At 63.4% G+C, this 22,187-nt stretch carries 17 protein-coding genes; 9 read left to right on the top strand and 8 right to left on the bottom strand.

What is annotated here, in order from left to right:
• Positions 1–142: 142 nt before the first annotated feature.
• From QCE83_RS25770 to QCE83_RS25790, 5 genes are all read left to right on the top strand, one after another.
• The gene (locus QCE83_RS25770) at positions 143–1,402 is read left to right on the top strand and encodes an aromatic ring-hydroxylating dioxygenase subunit alpha (protein ID WP_309818086.1); all 1,260 of its coding nucleotides are present in this window, start codon (positions 143–145) and stop codon (positions 1,400–1,402) included.
• 79 nt (positions 1,403–1,481) lie between these two features.
• Positions 1,482–2,264, top strand: a complete 783-nt coding sequence (locus tag QCE83_RS25775; RefSeq protein ID WP_309818088.1) for a DeoR/GlpR family DNA-binding transcription regulator — start codon at positions 1,482–1,484, stop codon at positions 2,262–2,264.
• Complete coding sequence (locus tag QCE83_RS25780; RefSeq protein WP_309818090.1) at positions 2,261–3,445, top strand: MFS transporter; 1,185 nt, start codon at positions 2,261–2,263, stop codon at positions 3,443–3,445. The genes QCE83_RS25775 and QCE83_RS25780 overlap by 4 nt, the downstream gene beginning before the upstream one ends.
• Positions 3,442–3,825, top strand: a complete 384-nt coding sequence (locus QCE83_RS25785; protein WP_309818092.1) for a VOC family protein — start codon at positions 3,442–3,444, stop codon at positions 3,823–3,825. Before QCE83_RS25780 ends, QCE83_RS25785 begins: the two co-directional genes overlap by 4 nt.
• Positions 3,826–3,920: 95 nt before the next feature.
• Positions 3,921–4,364 carry a DUF2501 domain-containing protein gene (locus QCE83_RS25790; RefSeq protein WP_309818094.1) on the top strand — a complete coding sequence of 148 codons (444 nt, stop codon included), beginning with the start codon at positions 3,921–3,923 and terminating at the stop codon, positions 4,362–4,364.
• A gap of 19 nt (positions 4,365–4,383) precedes the next feature.
• Here QCE83_RS25790 and QCE83_RS25795 read toward each other — a convergent pair whose 3' ends face one another.
• From QCE83_RS25795 to QCE83_RS25830, 8 genes are all read right to left on the bottom strand, one after another.
• On the bottom strand, positions 4,384–4,692 hold the full coding sequence (locus QCE83_RS25795) for a hypothetical protein (RefSeq protein ID WP_309818095.1): 309 nt from the start codon (positions 4,690–4,692) through the stop codon (positions 4,384–4,386).
• A 224-nt stretch (positions 4,693–4,916) separates the two neighbouring features.
• Entirely contained in the window at positions 4,917–5,135 is a 219-nt protein-coding gene (locus QCE83_RS25800; protein ID WP_309818097.1) for a hypothetical protein, read from the bottom strand.
• A 97-nt stretch (positions 5,136–5,232) separates the two neighbouring features.
• Entirely contained in the window at positions 5,233–5,976 is a 744-nt protein-coding gene (gene phbB, locus QCE83_RS25805) for an acetoacetyl-CoA reductase (RefSeq protein ID WP_309818098.1), read from the bottom strand.
• A gap of 160 nt (positions 5,977–6,136) precedes the next feature.
• Complete coding sequence (locus tag QCE83_RS25810; RefSeq protein WP_309818100.1) at positions 6,137–7,318, bottom strand: acetyl-CoA C-acetyltransferase; 1,182 nt, start codon at positions 7,316–7,318, stop codon at positions 6,137–6,139.
• 908 nt (positions 7,319–8,226) lie between these two features.
• Positions 8,227–10,593: a cytochrome P450/oxidoreductase gene (locus QCE83_RS25815; protein ID WP_309818102.1), complete on the bottom strand. Its 2,367-nt coding sequence runs from the start codon at positions 10,591–10,593 to the stop codon at positions 8,227–8,229.
• Between the two features lie 45 nt (positions 10,594–10,638).
• Complete coding sequence (locus tag QCE83_RS25820) at positions 10,639–13,410, bottom strand: autotransporter outer membrane beta-barrel domain-containing protein (protein WP_309818104.1); 2,772 nt, start codon at positions 13,408–13,410, stop codon at positions 10,639–10,641.
• Between the two features lie 145 nt (positions 13,411–13,555).
• A complete protein-coding gene (locus QCE83_RS25825; protein WP_309818105.1) occupies positions 13,556–14,719 on the bottom strand; it encodes a dienelactone hydrolase family protein in 1,164 nt (387 codons plus the stop codon).
• A 30-nt stretch (positions 14,720–14,749) separates the two neighbouring features.
• Positions 14,750–16,093, bottom strand: coding sequence for an Nramp family divalent metal transporter (locus tag QCE83_RS25830; protein WP_309818106.1), 1,344 nt, complete (start codon positions 16,091–16,093; stop codon positions 14,750–14,752).
• A 198-nt stretch (positions 16,094–16,291) separates the two neighbouring features.
• Here QCE83_RS25830 and QCE83_RS25835 point away from each other — a divergent pair, with 198 nt between their 5' ends.
• The 4 genes from QCE83_RS25835 (at position 16,292) to QCE83_RS25850 (ending at position 22,177) form a co-directional block, all read left to right on the top strand.
• Positions 16,292–18,205 (top strand): phage integrase family protein, encoded by a 1,914-nt coding sequence (locus QCE83_RS25835; RefSeq protein WP_309818108.1) that lies wholly within the window; start codon positions 16,292–16,294, stop codon positions 18,203–18,205.
• 191 nt (positions 18,206–18,396) lie between these two features.
• A complete protein-coding gene (locus tag QCE83_RS25840; RefSeq protein ID WP_309818757.1) occupies positions 18,397–19,575 on the top strand; it encodes an AAA family ATPase in 1,179 nt (392 codons plus the stop codon).
• Positions 19,576–20,550 (top strand): ParB/RepB/Spo0J family partition protein, encoded by a 975-nt coding sequence (locus tag QCE83_RS25845; protein WP_309818110.1) that lies wholly within the window; start codon positions 19,576–19,578, stop codon positions 20,548–20,550. It begins immediately after the preceding gene.
• A gap of 301 nt (positions 20,551–20,851) precedes the next feature.
• Positions 20,852–22,177, top strand: a complete 1,326-nt coding sequence (locus tag QCE83_RS25850; RefSeq protein ID WP_309818112.1) for a replication protein O — start codon at positions 20,852–20,854, stop codon at positions 22,175–22,177.
• The last annotated feature ends 10 nt before the right edge of the window (positions 22,178–22,187 follow it).

Here is a 22,187-nt window from a genome sequence, read left to right on the forward strand (position 1 = left end):
CAATTTTCAAGGCTCGATACGCATAACATAGAGTAATGCGAAACGGAGATTAAAGGACATTGACGCTCACAGGCGGCACTCCAATACTGCGCGTACGGCGGCTGGGAACGCCCGCCGGAAACACATCCCTCTGGAGCGCACCGTGTCAGCCACTCCCCACAAGACCCATCGCGAACTGCTCGACAGCCGGGAGCCCGGCTGCGGCTTTCCGGGCGAAGTATTCAGTCGGCAGGACGTGTTCGAGAACGATCTCGACGTCTTCTTCAGCAAGCTCTGGATTCTCGCCGGCGTGACGGCGGACATTCCCGAGCCGGGCGATGTCTCCACGGTCGAAGTGGGCCGGGCATCGATCATGATCGTGCGCGACGACGACGACAACATCCGCACCTATCGCAACGTCTGCCGCCATCGCGGTTCGCGAATCATGAAGGAAGCGGGCAAGGCGAGCGTCGGCATGCTGGTGTGTCCGTATCACCAATGGACCTACGATCTCGACGGCAGTCTCAAGCACGCCGCGCACATGGGCCGAGATTTCGACGCCAAGTGCAAGAGCCTGATTCCGGTCCATACGAAGGTGATCGGCAGCCATATCTACGTGTGTCTCGCCGATGAACCGCCGGAAGACGTCACGAAGCTCGATCAGGCGATGACGCCGCGTTTCGCGCCGCATCAGATGCAGCGCACGAAGATTGCGTTCGAGGCGGAGATCATCGAGAACGGCAACTGGAAACTCGTGATCGAGAACAATCGCGAGTGCTATCACTGCGAAGGAACGCACCCGGAGCTATCCAATTCGTTCCTGCCGGAAGACTTCGGCTACTGTCTCGACGGTCTCGGCGAAGAAGCCGTCCGGGACTACGAAGCCTATACGGCGCGCAACGAGAAAAGCCGCGAAGACTGGGAGCGCGACGGCTTCATCTGCGAGCTGGTGGAAGCCGTCGATGAAAGCGCGCAGACCAACTTCCGCACACAGCGGCTCGTTATTGCGGGCAGCAACGAATCGCAGACGATCTCAACCCGCGTGGCCAGCACGAAGCTCCTCGGCGATCTGCAACGCCGCGACCTCGGCGACGTGCATCTGTGGGGACACAATTCGTGGACCCACGTGATGAGCGATCACGCGGTCGTCGCCTTCATCCTGCCGATCGCGCCGGATAAGACCGTCGTGCGCACCAAATGGCTGGTTCACGAGGATGCGGTGGAAGGCGTGGACTACGACGTCCAGACGCTCACGGAAGTCTGGCTCGCCACCACGCGCCAGGACGCTGATCTCGTCGCGAACACGCACAGCGGCACGCAGGATCCGGCCTATGTGCCGGGACCGTATTCGCGCTACACCGAAACCGCGCTCGACCAGTTCTGCCGCTGGTATGACGCGCGTCTGAGCGAGCACGGCATCTGAGGCTCCGCCGACGTGCATGTTTAACATGCACGTTTATGCACGTTTACATTCTTGTTTGTGCACACTAGAATGCACACTCATGAATGAAGACATCCCACTCGCCCGCCGCGATGAAATCGCGGCGCGGCTCGCACAAGGCCAGCCGGTCGTCGCGGCGGCGCTCGCCGCGGAATTCCAGATCTCGGAAGACGCCATCCGGCGCGATCTCCGCGCGCTCGCGGCGGAAGGCCGCTGCCGCCGGGTGTACGGCGGCGCGTTGCCGATCACGCCGGCATCGGCGCCCATGGCCAGTCGGATCGACCAGGCCCAGGAACGCAAAACCGCGCTGGCGCGTGCGGCGGTGCCGCTGATCGAACCGGGCGAACTCCTGTTCCTCGACAGCGGCAGCACCAATCTGTCGCTCGTCGCCCTGCTTCCGGAAGACTTCGGCCTCACGGTCGCGACCAATTCCGTCGATATCGCCGCCGCCGTACTGCGCCGCGCCGACCTGCCGCTCATCATGACCGGCGGCGTCGTGGATCCGGCGGTCGGCGGGTGTGTCGATGCGCAAGCCATGCAGCAGGTCGCGCAGATGAACATCGACCGCTGTTTCATCGGCTCATGCGCCATTTCGTCGAAGGCGGGCATCAGCGCCTTCTCGCTCGCCGATGCAAGCTTCAAGCGTGCGGTCCTCGCAGCCAGCCAGCATGGCATCGTGCTCGCGCTCAACGACAAGTTCGAAGCCCGCGCGCCGCATCGCATCGCCGCCGTCAAGTCGATCGGCATCGTCGTCGTCGAGCACGACCTTCCTCGTGCGGAACGCATCGCCCTGTCGAAAGGCGGCGCGTCCGTTCTGGCGGCTGCGGAGGCGGTCGGATCATGAGCGCGCGTTCCCTTCCCGAGCAGCGTGCTTCAGAAGGCGCGCATCCGGCCGCGCGTCTCGCGACGCGGCTCGCTTTCCTCGTCGCGGGCTTCGGCGTCGCGTGCTGGGCGCCGCTCGTGCCGTTCGCGAAGCAGCGTCTTGGCGTCGATGACGGCGTGCTCGGCATGCTGCTGCTCTGCATCGGCCTCGGTTCCGTCTTCGCGATGATGATGACCGGCGCGCTCAGCGCCCGCTACGGCAGCAAGCCGATCATCGTGGCGGGCGGGATCGGGCTGGCGGCCATTCTGCCGCTGCTCACGGTGGCCGATACGCCCGTCGCGCTCGGCATTGCCTTGCTTGGATTCGGCGCGTGTCTCGGCTCGCTCGATGTCGCGATGAACATTCATGCCGTCGAAGTCGAGCGCGCCGCGCGGCAACCGCTGATGTCCGGTTTCCATGCGCTGTTCAGCGTTGGGGGATTTGCCGGTTCGCTGTTCATGACGTTCCTGCTGTCGATGAACATCGGCATGTTGCTGAGCGCGTCGTTGTGCGCGGTGCTCATGTTCGGCGCGATGGTCGTGGCGCGTCCTCGACTGATCGAAACCGCCAGCGCGAACGACGCGCTCTTGTTCGCCGTGCCGCGCGGCGTCGTGCTGTTGCTGGCGGCGCTGGCTGCGATCACCTTCCTCGTGGAAGGCGCGTTGCTCGACTGGAGCGCGCTGCTGCTCACCAGCACCGGTCGCGTCGCGGCCGCGCAGGGCGGACTCGGCTACATGTGCTTCTCGATCGCGATGACCGCAGGCCGTTTCGGCGGCGATGCCTTGACGGCCCGCATCGGCGATCGCGCGATGGTGTTCTGGGGCGGGTTGCTTGCCATCGCGGGCTTCGTCGTGCTGCTGACCGCGCCGTCGGCCATTGCGGCGATGAGCGGCTTCGTACTGATCGGGCTCGGTGCGTCAAATGTAGTGCCGGTGTTGTTCCGACGCGCGGGCACTCAACATGCGATGCCGTCCACGCTGGCGGTCGCGGCCATCACGATGACCGGCTATGCCGGGCATCTGCTCGGACCGGCGGGCGTGGGTTTCGTCGCGAAGGAAGTGGGCTTGCCCGGCGCGTTCTGGCTCCTGGCTGGCCTGCTTTGTTTCGTGCCCGTCTTCGCGCGGCGGGTGACGGCACGTGAACCCAATGAGGTGCGGCAATGAAAGTTGCGCACGTGGCGCTCTGGACGCGCGATCTGGAAGCGGCGGCAGCATTCTGGCGCGAGCACTTCGGCGCGAAGATCGGAGCGCCGTATCACAGCCAGCGCCGGCCAGGATTCGTGTCCTGCTTCGTCACGTTGCCTGACGGCGGCGCGCAGATCGAGCTGATGACGGCACCGTGGCTCGCGAACGCCGATAGCGCCGATCACGTAGGCTGGGATCATCTCGCGATCGCACTCGGCAGCCGCGCAGCAGTCGACACGATGGCGCAGCGCTGCGGTGCGGAGGGCTCGCTGATCGCCGCACCCCGCATCACAGGCGACGGTTTTTACGAAGCTGTCATAGCCGCGCCGGACGGCACGCGCATTGAAATTACGGCATGACGGCGCACGGCGTTTCGCCGTTCACGCTGTTGCGCTGCCCGCCGGGTGCCCCGCTGAAAACCAACTATAGTGGGAGTTCACCCAGCGGAGGCTCCATGATCTTTTCAAAACGACAGGTGGGCGCAAGCAGCATTCTCGTTGCGGCCTTGCTCTGTTCTTCCATCGCGCACGCGCAGCTCGGCAACCTTCTCAATCAGGGAAAGAGCAGCAGCGGCGGTGGACTGGGTAGTCTGAGCGGCCTAGGAAGCGGTCTGTCGATGGACTCGCTGACATCCAGTAGCACGGGCAATGTCGCCGGCGTGCTCGAGTTCTGCGTGAAGAACAACTATCTCGGCGGCAGTGCGTCGTCCGTCAAGGACGGCCTGATGAGCAAGCTCGGCGGCTCGCCTTCCACGGACAGCGGCTATACCGATGGCGCGAAAGGCGTGCTCGACAGCGGCGGCGGCAAGACGCTCGATCTCAGCGGCGGCGGACTCAAGGAGCAGATCACGAAACAGGTCTGCGACAAGATCCTTGCTCAAGGCAAGTCGCTTCTGTAGTTCGCGCGATCCACGCGAATCACTCGTCCTTCGCCGGCGCGACACCGCCTGAAGCCGTCGTCGCGTCCGGTACGCAGGTGAACGATACCTTCGCCGTCTGCTCTTCCAGCGAGCGCACGCCGCTCGTCGCTTCGGACTTCACCGAGACGCGTTGCGAGCGTTGCTTGCAATAATCCGTTGCGGCATCCATCGCGGCCTTGCGCGCGGTGGCCCAGGACATGCGCGTGCCGGTCGCCTTGCCGGTGACCGTGTAGCTGTTCGGTTGCGGACCGGCGGTGATGTCGCTGGTCGTGCCGCACGCGGCGAGCAGAAGCGAGAGCGCGGACACGCCGAGTGCGTGTCGCAAACGTAAGAGGGATCGGGCTGGATTCGACATGCGCTTGTGAACCGTGTTGAATGAGGACGGCCCGAATGGTACAAGCGCCCGCGAATTTCTTCACGGGTCAGAGGAAACAAAGTGCATCATCGAGCCGAAAGCAGTCGCCGCGCACGAACATTCGCGCGGCTCTTCAGGATTGACCGCTCACCCTTCCGGCTGTTCCCGCGCCTCTCTCAGACTTCGGCGATCCGTTCAAGCAAACGTTGCAGACGGGCGTATTGACACGGCGCAAGTCCCGGCGTCGCCAGCGCCTGCACGACGCGCGCACGCCAGTAAGTTTGCGAAAACAGCGAATTGGCGCCTTCGAGACTCAAGACCTGTTCGAGATGTTCGATCGCCGCATCCAGATGGCCGACGCTATATGAAGGTGTGCCGTTGTAGAAATCAGTCATGGGCACGATTGCTCTGGCGAGCGTTTGTTTCAGATGAAGAAACGCGCTGCTTCGGCAGCAGGGCGGCGCACGTGCGACCGTGCGCCGCCGGCCATCCTTAGTTCATGTGCTGGCCGCCGTTGATTGCGATGTTCGAACCGGTCACGAAGCCCGCATCGTCCGAACACAGGAACGCGACGAGCGCCGCGACTTCTTCTGGCTTGCCGAGGCGGCCGGCGGGAATCTGCGGCAGGATCTTGGTGTCGAGGATCTCTTGCGGAATGGCCGTCACCATCTTCGTGGCGAGATAGCCCGGCGAGATCGTGTTGACGGTGACGCCCTTCTTCGCCACTTCGAGCGCGAGCGACTTCGTGAAGCCATGCATGCCGGCCTTGGCGGCCGAGTAGTTCGTCTGCCCGACCTGGCCTTTCGAACCATTCACCGACGAAATGTTGATGATGCGGCCCCAGCCGCGCGACACCATTTCTTCGCACACCGGTTTGGTCATGTTGAAGACCGAATCGAGATTGGTGCGCAGCACGGCGTCCCAGTTCACCTTGGTCATTTTCCTGAAGGTGGTGTCCTGCGTGATGCCTGCATTGTTCACGAGGATGTCGATCGGACCGACTTCGGCCTGGATCTGCGCCACGCAGTGTTGCGCGGAATCATAGTCGGCGACGTCCACGGCGAATGCGCGGATGTTGCGGCCCCGGCGGTCCATGTCGGCGAGCCATTCATTCACTTTGGCGTTGCCCGGCGAATGCGTCACGACGACGGCATAGCCCGCGTCGTGCAGCTTGATGCTGATGGCTTCGCCCAGACCGCCCATGCCGCCCGTCACCACTGCGATTCGCTTAGTCATGCTGATACTCCTCTCGAACAGATCTCTCAGATTGATGAAACTCGGAATGGCACCGGCGCCTTCCCTTTATCCCGACGCTTGTAATGATCTTGATGGTGCGTCGGGCCGCGTCTTCGCGGCGCTGGTGTGTACTTCGTGCTGCGTTGATACGTTGCGTGACTTACGGACGCTCCACCGCCAGCGCCACGCCCATGCCGCCGCCGATGCACAGCGACGCCAGACCCTTCTTCGCATCGCGCTTCTGCATTTCGTGCAGCAGCGTCACCAGAATCCGGCAGCCCGATGCGCCGATCGGATGGCCGATCGCAATCGCCCCGCCGTTCACGTTGATCTTCGACTGATCCCAGCCCATCTGCTGATGCACCGCCAGCGCCTGCGCCGCGAACGCTTCGTTGATTTCCATCAGGTCGAGGTCGTTGACGCTCCAGCCCGCGCGCTCCAGACAGCGCTTCGACGCGGGCACCGGACCCATGCCCATGATCTTCGGGCTCACGCCCGCGTTCGCGTAGGCCTTGATGCGCGCCAGCGGCGTCAGGCCCAGCGCTTCAGCCTTCTTCGCCGACATCACCACCACGGCCGCTGCACCGTCGTTGATGCCCGATGCATTCGCCGCCGTCACCGTGCCTTCCTTCGAGAACGCCGGCTTGAGGCTCGCCAGCGCTTCTGCCGTCACGCCGTGACGCACGAATTCGTCAGTGTTGAACTGAAGCGGCTCGCCTTTGCGTTGCGGAATCGAGACCGGCACGATCTCATCGTTGAAGCGGCCTTCCTTTTGTGCGCGCTCGGCCTTGTTCTGCGACAGCGCCGCGAACGCATCCTGCTGCTCGCGCGTGATGCCGAATTCCTTCGCGACATTCTCCGCCGTCGTGCCCATGTGGTAGTTGTTATAGACGTCCCACAGGCCGTCGACGATCATCGTGTCGATCAGTTTCGCATCGCCCATGCGGAAGCCGTCGCGCGAGCCCGGCAGCACGTGCGGCGCCGCGCTCATGTTTTCCTGGCCGCCCGCGATCACGATGTCCGCGTCCCCCGCGATGATCGCGTTGGCCGCCAGCATCACCGCCTTCAGGCCTGAGCCGCACACCTTGTTGATCGTCATGCCGGGCACCATGTCGGGCAGCCCTGCCTTGATGAGCGACTGGCGCGCCGGGTTCTGGCCCGAGCCCGCGGCCAGCACCTGGCCGAGAATGACTTCGCTCACCTGATCCGGCTTCACGCCTGCGCGTTCGAGCACGGCCTTGATGACCGTTGCGCCCAATTCCGGCGCCGCGATCTTCGCGAGCGAGCCGCCGAATTTGCCCACCGCCGTACGCGCGGCCGATACGATCACTACGTCAGTCATTTTTTATCCTCGTCAAACAGTAAAAGCGTGGGTGCTTTCCCGGCCCGTGATGGAAAGGGGCGGATTACAGCGTTACGCGTCCGGCCCGGACGCGGCGGCGTGATATGCCGTGTTTAGTGCAAAGCAATCAACTGATGTTTCGTTGAATGATTGCGTGCCCGACCTGCACTGCGCCGATGGCACAGAACGATTCGGCTTATGACACGATCCCGGCATGGGGACTGTTGCAACCGTTGCCAGTTTCGAAAGAAAGACAGGTGGCGAGATGCGTCGATCTCGGAGTGAGTAGCATGGTCCATTTATATGGGCCTATTGGATAATCTCTCAGGTTCAGCAACGACCTTCTCTACAGCCGACACCGCGAAACAACACGCATGCGTGTTTTCTGCCGCGCGGGACTTGCGCGTGCGGACATCAGGGCTTGTGGAAGTTATTCGATCAGGTACGGCTTGTGCGTCGCACCAATTAAGACTGATTCTAAACGCAAAACATGCGTAAAAAATCTCATATTAGTAGGTAATAACCCTGATTTTGGTAAAAATAGTGCTATTGAAGATGCAAGAAAGCGCAGCTTTGCTCGAACGGACGTTCAATAATCATCCCATATGACGACGAAAATTGCGCGTTCAGCCTGATGAAAGGGATATCGGGAAAACCTGCATCCCGCCCGAAAACATTGATTTGTTCAATCAACATGGCATGCTCACGAATATCCTGCCATGCAGTTTGTGATCACAGATGGCAAAAACGCTGTCTCAATATATTAAAAGTAACCACCGGGTATAACCATTCAATATTTGAGAAATAATCTTTCTGATATTCCGGGAAGATGACGCCGTGATGAAGGGATGATGATTTAAATCGACGCCGGTAATGCGCGGCAAAATGCCACCGGCGTCAGAAATCGTTCAAAGCGCCAATACCAGCTTCCCGCATCGGGCGCGCGAACAGCACGCCATCATTCGCTGATTCGACTGGCGCTCGCCCTTGGTCAGCACCACGTCGCGATGGTCGATCTCGCCTTCCAGCACTCGCACTTCGCACGATCCGCACAGGCCTTCCTCGCAGTCACTCTGCACGTCGATATTCGCGCGCCGCAGCGTTGTGAGCAGCGTTTGGTCGGCGGGCACGTCGAGCACCAGCCCGGAATCCTTCAATTCCACCTGGAACGCGCGTTCCTTCGAGGGATCGAGCGTGCCGAGCTTCGACGTGAAGTGCTCGATCCTCAGCGCATCCTCGGGCCATGATTGGCTCGCCTCTCCCAGCGCATCGAGCAGGCGCGTGGGACCGCATGCATAGACCTGAGTGCCTTCGCCGACCACGAGCGTCGCCGGATCGACGCGCGTGCCCTCGTCCGACACATACACGCGCAATCGTCCGCCGTGCAGCGCCTGCATCTCGTCGAGCAGCGCCATGGAAGCACGCGAACGGCCGCTGTAGTGGATCTCGTAGTCGAGCCCGAGCGTGTGCGCGCGCTGCGCCATCGCGCTGATCGGCGTCACGCCGATACCGCCCGCAATCAACACGAGCCGCCGCGCCGTTTCGTCGAGACGGAAGTGATTGCGCGGGCCGCGGATGCGCCACTGCGCGCCGGGCCTGACGTTCTCATGGACCCACGCCGAGCCGCCGCGACTCGCGCTTTCACGCAGCGCCGCGATCTCGAACGTGCGCTGATCGGCGGGATCGCCGCACAGTGAGTACTGGCGCGACAGGCCGGTGTCGCCGCAGAGCACGTCGATATGCGAGCCCGCCGTCCAGCGCGGCAAAGCGCGTCCGTCCGCCGACGCCAGCCGCACGCGCACGATGCCGTCGGCGCAGGCATCGGCCGACTGGACGATCACCGTACGGCTCACCGCATGCGACGACGGCTCGCCGATGCGCACCGCCACACGCGACTCGCGCACGGCAGCATTCGTGCGCTCGGGGTTGAGCGCCGGCTCCCATTCGACGTGCAGATGCTCCGGCCCGCGAAACGACGTGTTCGGCACATAGGTAAAGCGCTGCTCGCTCAGGCGCATGTGCGGCAAGCGGCGCGTGAGTTCGTCGAGGAAAATCTGCATCTCCATGCGCGCGAGATTCTTGCCCATGCATTGATGTGCGCCGTAGCCGAACGTCAGTTGATCGCTGGCATTTTCGCGACGGATGTCGAAGAGATCGGCGTCGGCGAATTGATGCTGGTCGTGGTTCGCCGAAGACGTCACGATCAACAGCTTCGATCCCGCCGCAATCGCGACGCCGCCGATCGTCACGTCCTTCGTCGCGAGACGCCGCCATGCCGCGACCGAACCGTTGTGGCGCAAGCACTCTTCGACGGCATTCGGGATCAGCGTGGAATCCTCGCAGATGTCGCGCCAGGCATCCGGATGTTGCAGCAGCAGCTTGAGCGCGTTCGCGGCGGCATTGGCCGTGGTCTCGTGCGCGGCGACGATGCCGGCCATCATCATCGAATGAAGATACGAGTCGGTGACGACGTCCGGCAGTTCCTTCTGCTTGCGGATGCCGTATTGCATCCAGCCGGGACCGGACGGATCCTCGCGCATCTTGTCCAGCAGCTTGCCGGCGAACTGCCAGAACTTGCCGACCGCATGCGCCACTTCGACCTGCTCTTCGGGCCTGGGCCGTCCCCACGTGTTGACGGTGTGCGCAATCGAATATCGGCGCAGCGTGTCCATGTCTTCCTCGGGCACGCCGAGGAAATGCAGCGCTACCGTGAGCGGCACTTCCCAGAGCATCTGGTCGACGAGATCGGCGCGGCCATCGTCGATGAAACGGTCCACGTACTCGCGGGCGAGCGTGCGCACCATCGGTTCGTGATGCGCGAGCGCTTCGGGCGTGAACGGATCCATCAGCGCGCGACGGCGCGGCATGTGCGCGGGCTCGTCCTCGTTCACCAGCGTGCGGTTGAGCGCGAAGCCATACGAGGCGAGCACGGCGTTGGCTTCGGGGCCGGTCGGCGTGATCTTTTCCAGCGCAATCGACGGACTGAAGGTCCGGTTGTCACGGAAGATGGCCTTGATGTCGTCGTAGCGCGTGACGATCCAGTAACCGAGCCGCGGACTCCAGAACACCGGCTCCTGCTCGCGGGCCCAGCGCACGTATTCCGGCGGATCCTGGTTGTAGCCGTCGCCGAAGGGATCGAACTCGGCGGCTTGCGGGCTCACCGGACAGCCGTTCGGCGTAAGGGCGTCATCGTGCGCTTTGTCGTGCGCTGTGTCGTGCGCTTTGTCGTGATAAGGACAGCGGGGCACGCGATCCGCGCCAGCCACGTCGGTCATGCCTGTCTCCTGGATTTTTTATGTGTGTCCGTAGTATGCAACGGCTCACCACTTCCAGCGCATCCCCGCTCCGCCCTCGATGGCGCTGCGATGCCCGCCGCCCACGTTCATCGAATAAGCGAGGTTTGCGAACAGGCTGCCGCGCGCGCTGACCTTGGCCGTGACGCCCGCGCCGAACTGCGCGATGGTCGCCGAGACTTCGGTGGGAATGACGGTCGTGCCGGCGAAGGTCGCGGTGTCGGTCGCGCCGAAATAGCGCCAGAGGTTGGCGCGCAGATAAGGCTCGAACGCGGTGCCGGCGGCGTCGAAGCGGCCATAGAAGCGCACGCCGAGACGGCCGGTCAGGCCGCTGGCTTCGCTGAAGGAGACGGTGGAGATGCCATCGTCGATGTCGTTCAGATTGACGTGCTGCCAGATGAGTTGCGCCTGCGGCTCGATACCCAGTCCGGCGGGCAGCGGAATCGGCAAGCCCGCTTCGAACGAGGCAGCAAATGCGTTGCCGTGCGTCGTCGCGCCGACGCCGCGGTTCGACTGCGGATCGACGGTGAGCGCGCTGCCGAGCAGAACGGTATCCGTGTACCAGCCGCCCGGACCAATGTGCGTCCAGTAAAGGCCCGCGCTGTAGGCGTTCATCGACAGGTGCCCGGCATCGGCGTTGGGAAAGCCGAGCGCGAGCCCGCTGATGTCGCCGCTCGCGCGCGCGAAGCCCAGGAAAAAGCCGTAGTGATTGCGATGGCCGCCGGTGGTCGTATCGGCGTAAAGGTCATGGCCGATCTGCACGCCGCCGATGCCGCCGCTGAATTCGGGATCGGCGGCGCCGCTGTTGTGCAGCGTCGCATGGCCGCCCCACACGCGCGCCCACGCCGCGGGCAGCGCGCCGTTCTCCGTCAGCAAGGCCTGATCGCCCTGGCGCTCGTGGAACGTGCCCACCTGCTGGATGGCAAGTTCGCGGGCAAGCGGCGGGACCTCCGCATAGACCGGCACCTCCATCCGATACAGCGGCGTCGGCGCCGCGCCGGGCGGCGGCGCCGGTGGAAGCGCAGGCGTGCCGGGCGCCGCTTGAGGCGCGGGAATGAGGGTGGCGGGTGGCGTTGGATTGCCGGGGTTTTCCGGTGTGGTGGGTGTTGTCGGTGTGGTGGGCGTCACGGGCGCAGCAGGAATCGACGGCACTGCCGCAACACTCGATCGCAGATACCAGTTTTCCGACGTTCCCGCGCTCGCTCCACCCTTGAACAGATAGTAAGTGAACGCCCCCGCCTCCAGCGGACGCGCCAGAGAGAACGCACCCGCCGACGTCGTTCCGCCGCCGGTCGCCTGCACGACGAGAATGCCGTCGTTGACCGTCGAGCCGCCCTTCCCGCCGACATTCGTCACGCCGATCGACGTCGTGCCGCTTCCCGCACCCTGCGCGATCACGAGTCGATCGCTGGGCGCGCCGTCCGCGCCGAGCACGCTCTGCACCAGCAAGCGGCCATTCGCGCCGATGTAGTTGCCGTTCACCGTGAACGTGTCGCCGGTGCTCGCGCCGCCGTTGGTCAGGTCGATCACGCCCGCGTTGTTCAACGTAACGCGTTGCCCGGCGACCGCCGGTTGCAGCGCCGTGGCGCCGATGCCGCCCGCGAACAGCGTGCTCGTCGCGTCGAGATCGAGTGTGCCCGTGCCGGTCACGGCGTCGCCGAGCGTGAGGCCGTTCGCATCGAAGGTCAGTTGCGTGCCGTTGCGCGCGTCGATGCTCTCCCAGCCGGTGAAGCGCGCAAGACCGCTAGCCTGCACGTTGTCGAATGTGAGTGCATCGGTTCCCGGACCGCCGTCGAAACGCGTGAGCGCGCCGAGCGTCGTGTCGTTCAGGTTGCGAATGATCGCGGCATCCGCGCCGTCGCCGAGCGACACGGGGCCCGTGATCGTTCCGCCGCTCCATGTCAGCGTATCCGGGCCGAAGGTCGTCGTGACGCCCATCCCGATACTCCCGCCCGTGATGGTCAGCGCATTCGTGCCGCTGCCGAGATCGACCCGGCCGCCGATCGTGCCGCCCGACAACGTGAAGGTGTCGTTGTTCTGCGCGGCGGTGACGTTGCCGTCGACTTGTCCGCCCGACATGTCGAAGACATTGTTGCCGACATTCAGATCCACGGTGCCGATGCGCCCGCCCGTCATCCGCGCGATGTCGCCGTTCACGAAGACGCCGACAATCCGTCCGCCGGTCATCGTGAAATCGTCGCGCGTGTCGCCCTGATCGAGCGAGTCGACTTGGCCTGCCGTCATCGTGAAGGTGTCGAAGCCGTTGCCCTGGCGAATCTGTCCCGACACGACGCCGCCGTTCATGACGAAGGTATCGTTGCCGGTGTCGGTGCTCACGGCGACGCCCGCGCCGCCCGCAATCGTGCCGGTATTGACGATCGACACGTTGATCCGCCCGTTCGCGACGATGCCTGCGCCGCTCGTTCCGCGAATCGTCCCGCTGTTGTCGATCACGGCCGCGCCGCCCGTGATGGAGACGCCGGTCGCACCCTGGATCGTGCCGGCGTTGTCGAGCGTGCTCGTGTTGCGCACGGTGATGGCGCTGCCTGAAGTGACATTGAGCGCCGCGCCGGGCAGCACGTTGATCGTCACATTGGCGCTGGCGGGCGCCGTGGCGATGGGCTGCGTCGACGGATTCGGGGCGCGCGTGTCGCACGTCGTGGTTTGGCCGGCGAGCGGCGCGGTGTTGTCACAGGCGCCGTATGCCGACGCGGCCCTCAGCACGCACGACGCACCGAAAGCAAGACAGAGCGCACGCTCGATCGATGTCGAGCGCACTGATGGCGACGCACGCGGCATACGTCCTCCGGTCGTGCGGAGCGCGCCATTGTTTCACTTTGAACCATGAGACATGGTGTTTGGTGCGAGGACCGCAACGTTCCACTCAGAGTAGGTCACGTCACGCGCATGTGCAACGCCTGCTGAAGACTTTGGGGTCGAACGTTCAGACGGGCTTGCCTTCGCTTGTTGCCCAGTTGGGCATGAGCGCGTTGCTCGTCAAGGTTTCGTCGATGAGCTTGCGCGCCGTCTGCCGCCCTGCCACCGGCAAGCCTTCCGGATCGAGCACGCCGATCTGCACCAGCACCGACGCCTGATCCCAGTAGATGTGTTCGTTATAGAGCTTGTCGCCGCGAAAGCGGATCACGGCGAGCATCGGGACTTCGAAATACTTTTCGGTGGGCGCGAGGCCCGGCAGCAGCCAGTCGATCTCGCGATCATGCGTCGCGCAGAACACGAACTCATCGACGACACGATCCGAGCCAATCGTGCGCGACACCGGAATCAGTTTCGTGTCGGCCGGATTCGAGTGCACGAAGTGATGCGTGTAGAAGCGCTTGAGCTCGTCGTGTCCGACGCCGCCCGTCATCGTCGGAACATGATTGACGTAGGGTTCGGCGACCATCGTCGTCATGACGGACTCGACATCGCGCGTGGCGAACTCGAAGTAACAATGTTGTTCCCACAGCTGGTTCAGATCGAAGACCGGACCGAGCACCTTGCGCAGCATCGAGAGCGTGCGCGAATAGGCCATCAGGGCAGCGGGCTTGTCGTAGGCCGGATTGCCGGTATCGACGAAACCCGGCGCGCAGCCCGGATACACATAGCGTTCGATCGACGGCTTGCCCACCAGCGCGGCCTCGCTCTCGCGCAGGTCATATGCGGCCCGCTCGGCGAAGTGAAAAACGATGGGGCAGCGGATCGTCGGGATCTCGGTCAGGCAGGCCGCGAGATCGTCCGGGTAGTAGCACGCGGCGCAATCCACGTCGGCTTGTGCGGCAATGCGCGTCGCGAGCCGGCCGCCGCGCCCGAAGCCGATGACCGCGACCTTGCCCGCGTGCTGCGGTAACGCACGCAGTTTCTCGACGAACGCCGCCACGTTCTCCGCCGCCACGCCGCCCGGCAGCGGTTCGTGCGCCGGAAGACGCGGCGCGAGCACAACGTAGCCTTCCTCGGCGTAGAGATCGGCGGTATGGCGGATGAAGTCGTCGACGCCGGAAGCATCGTGCAGCAGAACGATACCCGGCCCCGATCCCGTCGCGGGATGCGTGAAGTAGGCGGGCAAGGATGTACCGTCGCGAAGCGTGATGTCGATGAACGTGCCGCTCATGATCTGCGTTTCCCTCTATATGGAATAGGTTTAGCGCAGGATCGTGTCGGCGAGCAGCTTCACATTCAGCACGACGATCACGCCCGCGACGAGCCACGCCAGCGCCCCGGTCCAGCGCGAAATGACGAAGACGCCCATTTTGCGGCGGTCGGAGACGAAACGCACGAGCGGAATGACCGCGAACGGCAGTTGCATCGACAGGATCACCTGGCTCAGCACCAGCAATTGGCCCGTGCCCTTCTCTCCATAAATGGCGGTCACCACGATCACCGGCACGATGGCGAGCGCGCGCGTAATCAGGCGTCGCGCCCAGTTCGGAATGCGCAGGCGCAGGAAGCCTTCCATCACGATCTGTCCGGCGAGTGTCGCGGTCACGGTCGAATTCAGGCCGGAGGCGAGCAGCGCGACGGCGAAAAGCGTCGATGCAATGCCGACGCCGAGCAGCGGCGACAGCAAGCGGAACGCGTCGCCGATTTCCGCGACGTCCTCGTGACCGTTCGCGTGAAACACGGCCGCCGCCACGATCAGGATCGCCGCGTTGATGAACAGGGCGAGCGTCAGGGCGATCGTGCTGTCGAGGGTCGCCCAGCGGATCGCCTCGCGCCGCGCTTTCACGGATTTGCCGTAGGCGCGTGTCTGCACGATCGACGAATGCAGGTAGAGGTTGTGCGGCATCACCGTCGCGCCGAGGATGCCGATCGCCACGTACAGCATCTCCCGGTCGGCGACGATGCGCGGCGTCGGCACGAAACCGCGCAGCACCTCGCTGAACGGCGGCGCGGCGGCGGCGATCTGCAACGCGAAGCACCCGGCAATCACGACCAGCAACGCGATCACGAACGCTTCGAGCAGCCGGAAGCCGCGGTTGATCAGCAGGAGCAGCAGGAAGGCGTCGAGCGCGGTGAGCAGCGCGCCCGCGATCAGCGGAATGCCGAACAGCAATTGCAGCGCGATCGCCGTGCCGATCACCTCGGCCAGATCGCAGGCGATGATCGCGGCCTCGCACGCGATCCACAACGCGATGTTCACGGGCTTCGGATAGTGTTCGCGGCACGCCTGCGCGAGATCGCGTCCGGTCGCGACGCCCAGGCGGACGGCGAGCGCCTGCAGCAGGATCGCCATCAGGTTCGACAGCAGGATGACGCTGAGCAGCGTGTAGCCGAAGCGCGAACCGCCGGCGAGATCCGTGGCCCAGTTGCCCGGATCCATATAGCCGACCGAAATCATGTAGCCGGGACCGGCGAAGGCGAGGAAGCGGCGGATCCATCGGCCGCCCGCCGGTACGTGCACGGATGCGTACACTTCGGGCAGGCTGGGCTGCGCTTCGACATCCTGCTCCGATGGCTTCGGCGTGTGGCGGACGGGATCAAGCATCGGCTCGCTTCCTCCGGGCATGGCGGGTTGGACCTGCTCGAAATATGCGCCGAGGCTTGGGGCGCTGGCAAGCGAGGGGCTTTGACGATCGCCGGCATTCAAAGCCTGATAATCACACTTATCAGATGTAGTGATTTTCCTTGTCAAATTCGAAGCTGGTTGATAACCTCGCCGCAAATGACTGAAAAGAAAGGATAAATGGCTAGCGACCCGCCCTCCTCCTCTATTCACGGTGCTCAAGCGGGGCCTAGTCGGCTGACCCGTCAGCATTTCGCGCTGTATCGCGGTTATCTCGATGGCGTCGCCGAGACCCAGCTCCATGCATCCTATGGCGACGCGGGAACCGATGTGCGCGTGACGCGCCGACTCATCGACGTTCTGCGCGATACGCTTTCCGTCCTGGCGCGCCGGGCGCGGGACACCGAGGCGGCTCACCTTCTGCGGCTGCGGCCGGGCAGCATTCCGCTGTTCGATACGACGCCCGAGTCGGCGGCGCCATCGCTCGACGAGTTCCGCGAACGGATCGATCCGGATGGTGTGTACGGCGAATCCGAATTGCTCGCGTTGTTCGAGGAAGCCTATCCGGCGGGCGGTTCGCCTGCGCTCGATCGTCGCGCGGCCCGCAACGCCCGGCTGCGGCGGCGTCAGGCGGAAGCGCTCGCGCGCATGGAAGCGAGTCTGGTTCAGGAGCCGCGTCCGGATCATCCCGTCGACGGCTGGTTCGAACCGGCCGTCAGCGCGCGGCTGGCGGCGGCCGGGTTGATGACCGTCGGGGATGTCATCGAGCGCGTCGAGCAGCGGGGGCATCGGTGGTATGCGTCGGTGCCGCGGCTCGGGCCGAAAGGCGCGCAGAGGGTCGTCGACTGGCTGCGGCTTCACGAGCAGGCGCTTCAATACTCGGTTTCTCCGCGTGCGCTGCTGCCGCGCCGGCAGTGGCAGCCTGTGCCTGCTAGCCAGTTGGAGCACGCTCCGCTTGCCGTCGCGCCACTCGAGGCGCTGCGGGTGCCGGCGGCGCTCGACGGATCCAGCGGGACAAACCGGGCCGCATCCGGTGCGCGCTTCGATACGGATATTCGTGCGATCTTCGCCTGGCTCGACGCCCGATCCGCCAGTGAACACACGCGCCGCGCGTACCGGCGCGAGGCCGAGCGGCTCCTGCTCTGGGCCGTGCTGGAGCAGGACAAGGCGCTTTCATCCCTCGATGCGGCAGCGTGCGCGGACTATATCGACCGTTTTCTTTCGGACCCGCAGCCCGCGGGGCGCTGGATTTCCGCGCGTCGCGGCGAGCGCGTGCTCTCGGACTGGCGCCCGTTCGCCGGCCCGCTTTCGGCGCGGAGCCGGGAAACCGCGCGCTCCATTCTCACCGCGATGTGCGAATGGCTGGTCGGCGAGCGTTATCTGGCCGCCAATCCCTTTGCCGGCGTGGCGCGGGTGGCGAAGCCGGCTGCCTTTGATGCCTCGGAACGCACGCTCGGCCAGGCACAGTGGCGCGGGCTGCTCGAATCCGTCACGCGGGCGGAATATAGCTTTGCGGAACATCGCGACCGGCTCGCCCTGCTGCTGGCCTATTCGACCGGCCTGCGACGGGCCGAACTGGCCGATGCATGTACTGGCGCGCTGAGCGTCGGGAATCTGGACGGCGTGGATGATCCGGTGTGGCGGCTGACCGTCGAGTCGGGGCGCGGGACACGTCGGAGCGTGTTGCTGCCGGCGGTTGTCGTCGAGACGCTGCGGGAGAATCTGGCGCTCCGCGGTCTGCCCGAACCGCTGGCGTGCGCGGCGGACACGCCCTTACTCGCCCAGGCGCGCAGCGGTTTGCCTATCACGCCGGACGGCGTCGGTAAACTTTTCAAGGGGATTTTCTCCCGCGCGGCCGCTCAGGCCGATTCTCGCGCCTCCGGCAGCGGCCGCGCGTTGCAGCGCGCGAGCACGCACTGGCTTCGCCACACTCACTCGACGCATGCGCTCAGGCACGGCGCCCATCTGCATGAAGTCGGCATCGGACTCGGCCACGCAAGCCGCTCCACCACGGCGCTCTATCTGGGAAACGACGATCCACGCCGCCTCCTGGGCCTCGAAACGCTGATCCGCAGCGTGTCCGACCGGCGGTAAACGGGGGCTCTGGCGCGATTTTGTGTTTACTCCGGCGACGGACGTTGTAAAAATGTCCGCTGCGGGTCGTCAAGTACCTCAGAGTTTACTTGAGGTTTACCGGTTCGACGTTTATTCTTCGGTTTGCAGCTTGTTTTCCACAAACCGAAGAATTATTTGCTTACCCAGGCCCGCCAGTGACTGCGAATTCCATGCTAAGCGCTCGGCTTCCCGAAGTCGATCAATCCGTTTCGATCGAAACACTCTTGGGAGTGGCCGCCCAAGCCACTGACATCCTCAATCAGATCCGCGATGCAATGTTGGAGCCGTATCCGCGCAAGAGCGCGCCGACATTCACCAGCTCGCAGGTTGCGTCGCTGTGCGGTATCGACAAGCAACGCTTCCAGTACCTGACGACCAAGGGCGACTTGCCTGCGGGTACGTCGAAGGGCGCTGGACGAAGCAAGGAGTTCACGCTCGAGGAAGCCCTCACCTGGATCCGATCGACGCGGGAGCGCGTCCGGCGGCCCGAAGGGAAGCGCGGGCGCATCGTGACGGTGGCGAATTTCAAGGGCGGCGTTGCCAAGACCACGACCGCGGTATCGGCAGCGCAGGCGCTGACGCTGCTCGGACGCAAGGTGCTGGTGATCGACTGCGATCCGCAGGGGACCACCACGCAGTTGTGCGGCTGGGCACCCGACGCCGAAATTTCCGATGACCAGACGCTGCTGCCGCTCATCTATGGCGATCAGCAGACGCTGCACTACGCGGTGCAGGAGACGTATTGGCACAACCTGGATCTGATCCCGGCTTCCTCGTCATTGTTCGACGCCGAGTTCGAGATCCCGGCAAAGGTGCTGAACGACAGCACGTTCGAATTTTGGGAAATCGTGCGCAAGGGTCTGATGCCGCTGACCGAGGAGTACGACGCGGTCATCATCGACACGCCGCCTGCGCTCAGTTATCTCACGATCAACGCGCTGCTGGCATCGGATGCAATCCTGCTGCCCTGCCCGCCCGAAGCCCTCGACTTCGCCAGCTCGACCCAGTTCTGGCACCTCTTCGCGGACATCGCGAAGAAGCTGCCGGGCGTGCTCGAGCAAAAGCGTTTCGACTTCGTCAATGTGATCCTGACCAAGGCAAAGTCGGACGACGTTTCGCGCGTCGTGCGTGGCTGGCTGCAAAAAGCGTATGGCGACCGCGTATTGCCGTTCGAGATCCCCGAGTCGACCGTTCCGAAGGGTGCATCGGCTCAATTGTCCACGGTATATGACCTTTCGAAACCGGACGGCAGCACGGCTGCCTACAACCGGTTCAAGGAACCGCTCGACAGACTCGCGGAACACCTCGACGCGCAATTCGTTCGCGCCTGGAATCAGACGGAGGTTTAAATGGGTATCGGGGACAGACTCCTCGCGAAGACCGCGAATATCGGCAGCAAGCCGGCGGAGACTTCGCAGCAGCAGCGGCCGGCCAGCGCGGAGGCGCGCACGTCGCCGGGCAGATTGATGGATGCGCAGAATCGCATCAATTCCGCACAGGCACGCATCAAGGAACTCGAGACTCAACTCGAGGAACGAGCGGCGCTGGAAGTGCCGCTCGACTCGCTTGTGGAGATCGACGGAAGACGGCGCAAGCTGACGACCGAGCAATTTCAGGAACTGAAAAGCAACCTGGCACAGCATGCGCTCGCGACGCCTATTTTAGTGCGGGCCTTGCCTGATGCTCGCTACGAGATTGTTGCGGGCCACAATCGGGTTGCCGCTTACCGAGAACTGGGCCGCGCGACGATCCGGGCGAACGTGGCGTCGATCGAAGAAGGTGAGATCGAGTTCGCTGCGTTCTTCTCGAATTTGTTGTCGCCGTCACTTACCGACTTCGAGAAGTATTGGAACTTCAAGCGGCTGCAGGAGTTGAGCGGGCTTACGCGCACCGAGATTTCCGAGAGCGCAGGACTGAGCAAGAGCCACGTCACGCGGATCTTTTCTTTCGACGCCCTTCCGGATGCAGCCAAGGTTGCCCTCGCCGAGCGGCCTGAACGACTTGGAAGCAATGCTGCTCAGAAGCTGGCAGCACTGACAGAAGCGGGTAAGGCGGAAAAGGTCATCGAAGCAGTACGTCGCCTGGTCGACGATGAGGCGTTCACGCAAGACAAAGCCGTTTCGTTCGCGGCTGAAAAGCCACGTGTTGCGGCACCGAGCGCGACTGTAGTTCGCACAGGAAGAAGAAAGGTATGTGAGGTGTCCACGCGCAATGGGGTTGTGGGCGTCCGTTTCTTCGAAAAAGACGCGACGGAGGCGGAGCAGTGGGGCCAGCGAATTGCGGAATTCATCAACCAGACGCTGCGTGACTCAGAACAGGATTGAGCTCTAGTAGGTTTTCTTTTTAAATCAATCACTTAGATGATTCACAAAGATTCAAGGCAGTTGACTCTAGTAGAAACTCTTTAGAAATCAATAGCTTGAAACTTCAGAAACAAGAGGTCGCTATGTAAATAGCACACGCTAGAAAGACAAAAGCCTTCGGCGCCAACCGAAGGCTTTTGAATATTGGGCTTTACTGCAAGTCGCCCGGTCCGCTTCCCGACGCCAATCGGGTCACGAGTACGCATCTCGAAGTTTAGCGGAACGCGATAAGCAGTCAAGCGTTTGTCTTCCATTTTTCGAAATGGACGTACTTGATATGCGTATCGCGCAACATTCCGTTGCAGGCGAGATGGTTGTTCGCCCGCAGAATTCTGAACTGCCCTCCGTGGAGCAAGATCAGCAGGCTCTCGACGAGTACGCTTGCGATCGCTCCAATCTTCCCTGGGTGATTTTTCGTGCAGCACATCGGGCCACGCATACGTCTGCGCTCCCGGCTCGTGCGCGTGCGCTGTTTGCTGCCCTTGCTCGCACCGTCGACGCAAGCAAGCCCTATGCGGCGATCTTTGCCCGTCGCGAACTGCTGACTGGACGGGCGATGCAATCCATGCGGACGTTCTATCGCAGCCTCGACGATCTCGAATCCGCTGGCTTCATCACTCGGCCGCCACAGATGCGCTACGGTTCCGCCGGGCTGTTCGGCCGGGCTTATCTGCACCTGACGTCCAAGGCAGCGACTCTGCTAGGCCTGGTGGCGCCTGATGTCAACTCCGAATCGACGTCGACGGAAGCTCGGACGCAGTCCGCCGGCACTGGACCCGAGCTTTCTTTGGCGCCGCCGTGTGCCACGCTGGCAGACGGCGCTATATATAAGGATCTAAACCCTACTCATCAAAAGAGACAACCAGGACGCCTGCCCGCGGACCTTCAACGCCTGCTGCCGCTGGGATTTCGTGAATTCCTGATTTTCAAACTCATGAGCGAGGCGAAGCGCGCCGGGAAGCTGCTCTCCGATGTCGTCGAAGCCAGTTGGCAGCACCTGAGTCGAGCGACGCACCCGATCAGTTACCTGCGCACCCTGCTGCGCGCTCCGGTTGATTTTGCTTATAGGCTGCGCGCTCAACGCATCTCTTTGGAAGCCGACCGACAGCAGCAGGAGCGCGTAACGCACGTCGAGCGCACGGTGGTCGATCTCGCCGGTCAGGCCTTCGCCAGCCGCGATGGATTGCGTACGTACCATGTGTCGACCGACGCCACCTCCGTCACGATCCATCATCGTGACGAGGCACGCCCGCGTGTTCACGCCGGGAACTGGGCTCAGGATTTCGTGGCTGCGATGGAAGCAGGGCAGATCGTCGCGATTGACGCGATTCGTTCACTCGGCGCCCAGGTGCGGACATTGACCACTCCAGCGCCAAAGGCAGCTTCGTGTGAATCACAACAACGTATGCGCGAACTCAGACAATTCCTCCGCTTGAAGCAAGCCGGAATCGCCCCAACTAAGCCTACGAGGACAATCGAGGCACCCGGTGCATCGCCCACTTTGTCCGAAGCTGCTCGCAAGCCGTTGGGCGAACTTTTGCGAAAGTTATCCGGTGTCGCAGTGCAACCCGATCCAACCCCATTTTGAACGCCCATGG

The organism is Caballeronia sp. LZ034LL (assembly GCF_031451215.1).
Taxonomy (GTDB): Bacteria; Pseudomonadota; Gammaproteobacteria; order Burkholderiales; family Burkholderiaceae; genus Caballeronia.

Excerpts from the sequence above, each read along its gene's own strand:
- QCE83_RS25785 (WP_309818092.1), top strand. The coding sequence starts at position 3,442 with ATGAAAGTTGCGCACGTGGCGCTCTGGACGCGCGATCTGGAAGCGGCG.
- QCE83_RS25830 (WP_309818106.1), bottom strand. The coding sequence starts at position 16,093 with ATGCTTGATCCCGTCCGCCACACGCCGAAGCCATCGGAGCAGGATGTC.
- QCE83_RS25790 (WP_309818094.1), top strand. The coding sequence starts at position 3,921 with ATGATCTTTTCAAAACGACAGGTGGGCGCAAGCAGCATTCTCGTTGCG.
- QCE83_RS25845 (WP_309818110.1), top strand. The coding sequence starts at position 19,576 with ATGGGTATCGGGGACAGACTCCTCGCGAAGACCGCGAATATCGGCAGC.
- QCE83_RS25825 (WP_309818105.1), bottom strand. The coding sequence starts at position 14,719 with ATGAGCGGCACGTTCATCGACATCACGCTTCGCGACGGTACATCCTTG.
- QCE83_RS25810 (WP_309818100.1), bottom strand. The coding sequence starts at position 7,318 with ATGACTGACGTAGTGATCGTATCGGCCGCGCGTACGGCGGTGGGCAAA.
- QCE83_RS25820 (WP_309818104.1), bottom strand. The coding sequence starts at position 13,410 with ATGCCGCGTGCGTCGCCATCAGTGCGCTCGACATCGATCGAGCGTGCG.
- QCE83_RS25780 (WP_309818090.1), top strand. The coding sequence starts at position 2,261 with ATGAGCGCGCGTTCCCTTCCCGAGCAGCGTGCTTCAGAAGGCGCGCAT.
- QCE83_RS25840 (WP_309818757.1), top strand. The coding sequence starts at position 18,397 with ATGCTAAGCGCTCGGCTTCCCGAAGTCGATCAATCCGTTTCGATCGAA.
- phbB (WP_309818098.1), bottom strand. The coding sequence starts at position 5,976 with ATGACTAAGCGAATCGCAGTGGTGACGGGCGGCATGGGCGGTCTGGGC.
- QCE83_RS25815 (WP_309818102.1), bottom strand. The coding sequence starts at position 10,593 with ATGACCGACGTGGCTGGCGCGGATCGCGTGCCCCGCTGTCCTTATCAC.
- QCE83_RS25850 (WP_309818112.1), top strand. The coding sequence starts at position 20,852 with ATGGACGTACTTGATATGCGTATCGCGCAACATTCCGTTGCAGGCGAG.
- QCE83_RS25775 (WP_309818088.1), top strand. The coding sequence starts at position 1,482 with ATGAATGAAGACATCCCACTCGCCCGCCGCGATGAAATCGCGGCGCGG.
- QCE83_RS25800 (WP_309818097.1), bottom strand. The coding sequence starts at position 5,135 with ATGACTGATTTCTACAACGGCACACCTTCATATAGCGTCGGCCATCTG.
- QCE83_RS25835 (WP_309818108.1), top strand. The coding sequence starts at position 16,292 with ATGGCTAGCGACCCGCCCTCCTCCTCTATTCACGGTGCTCAAGCGGGG.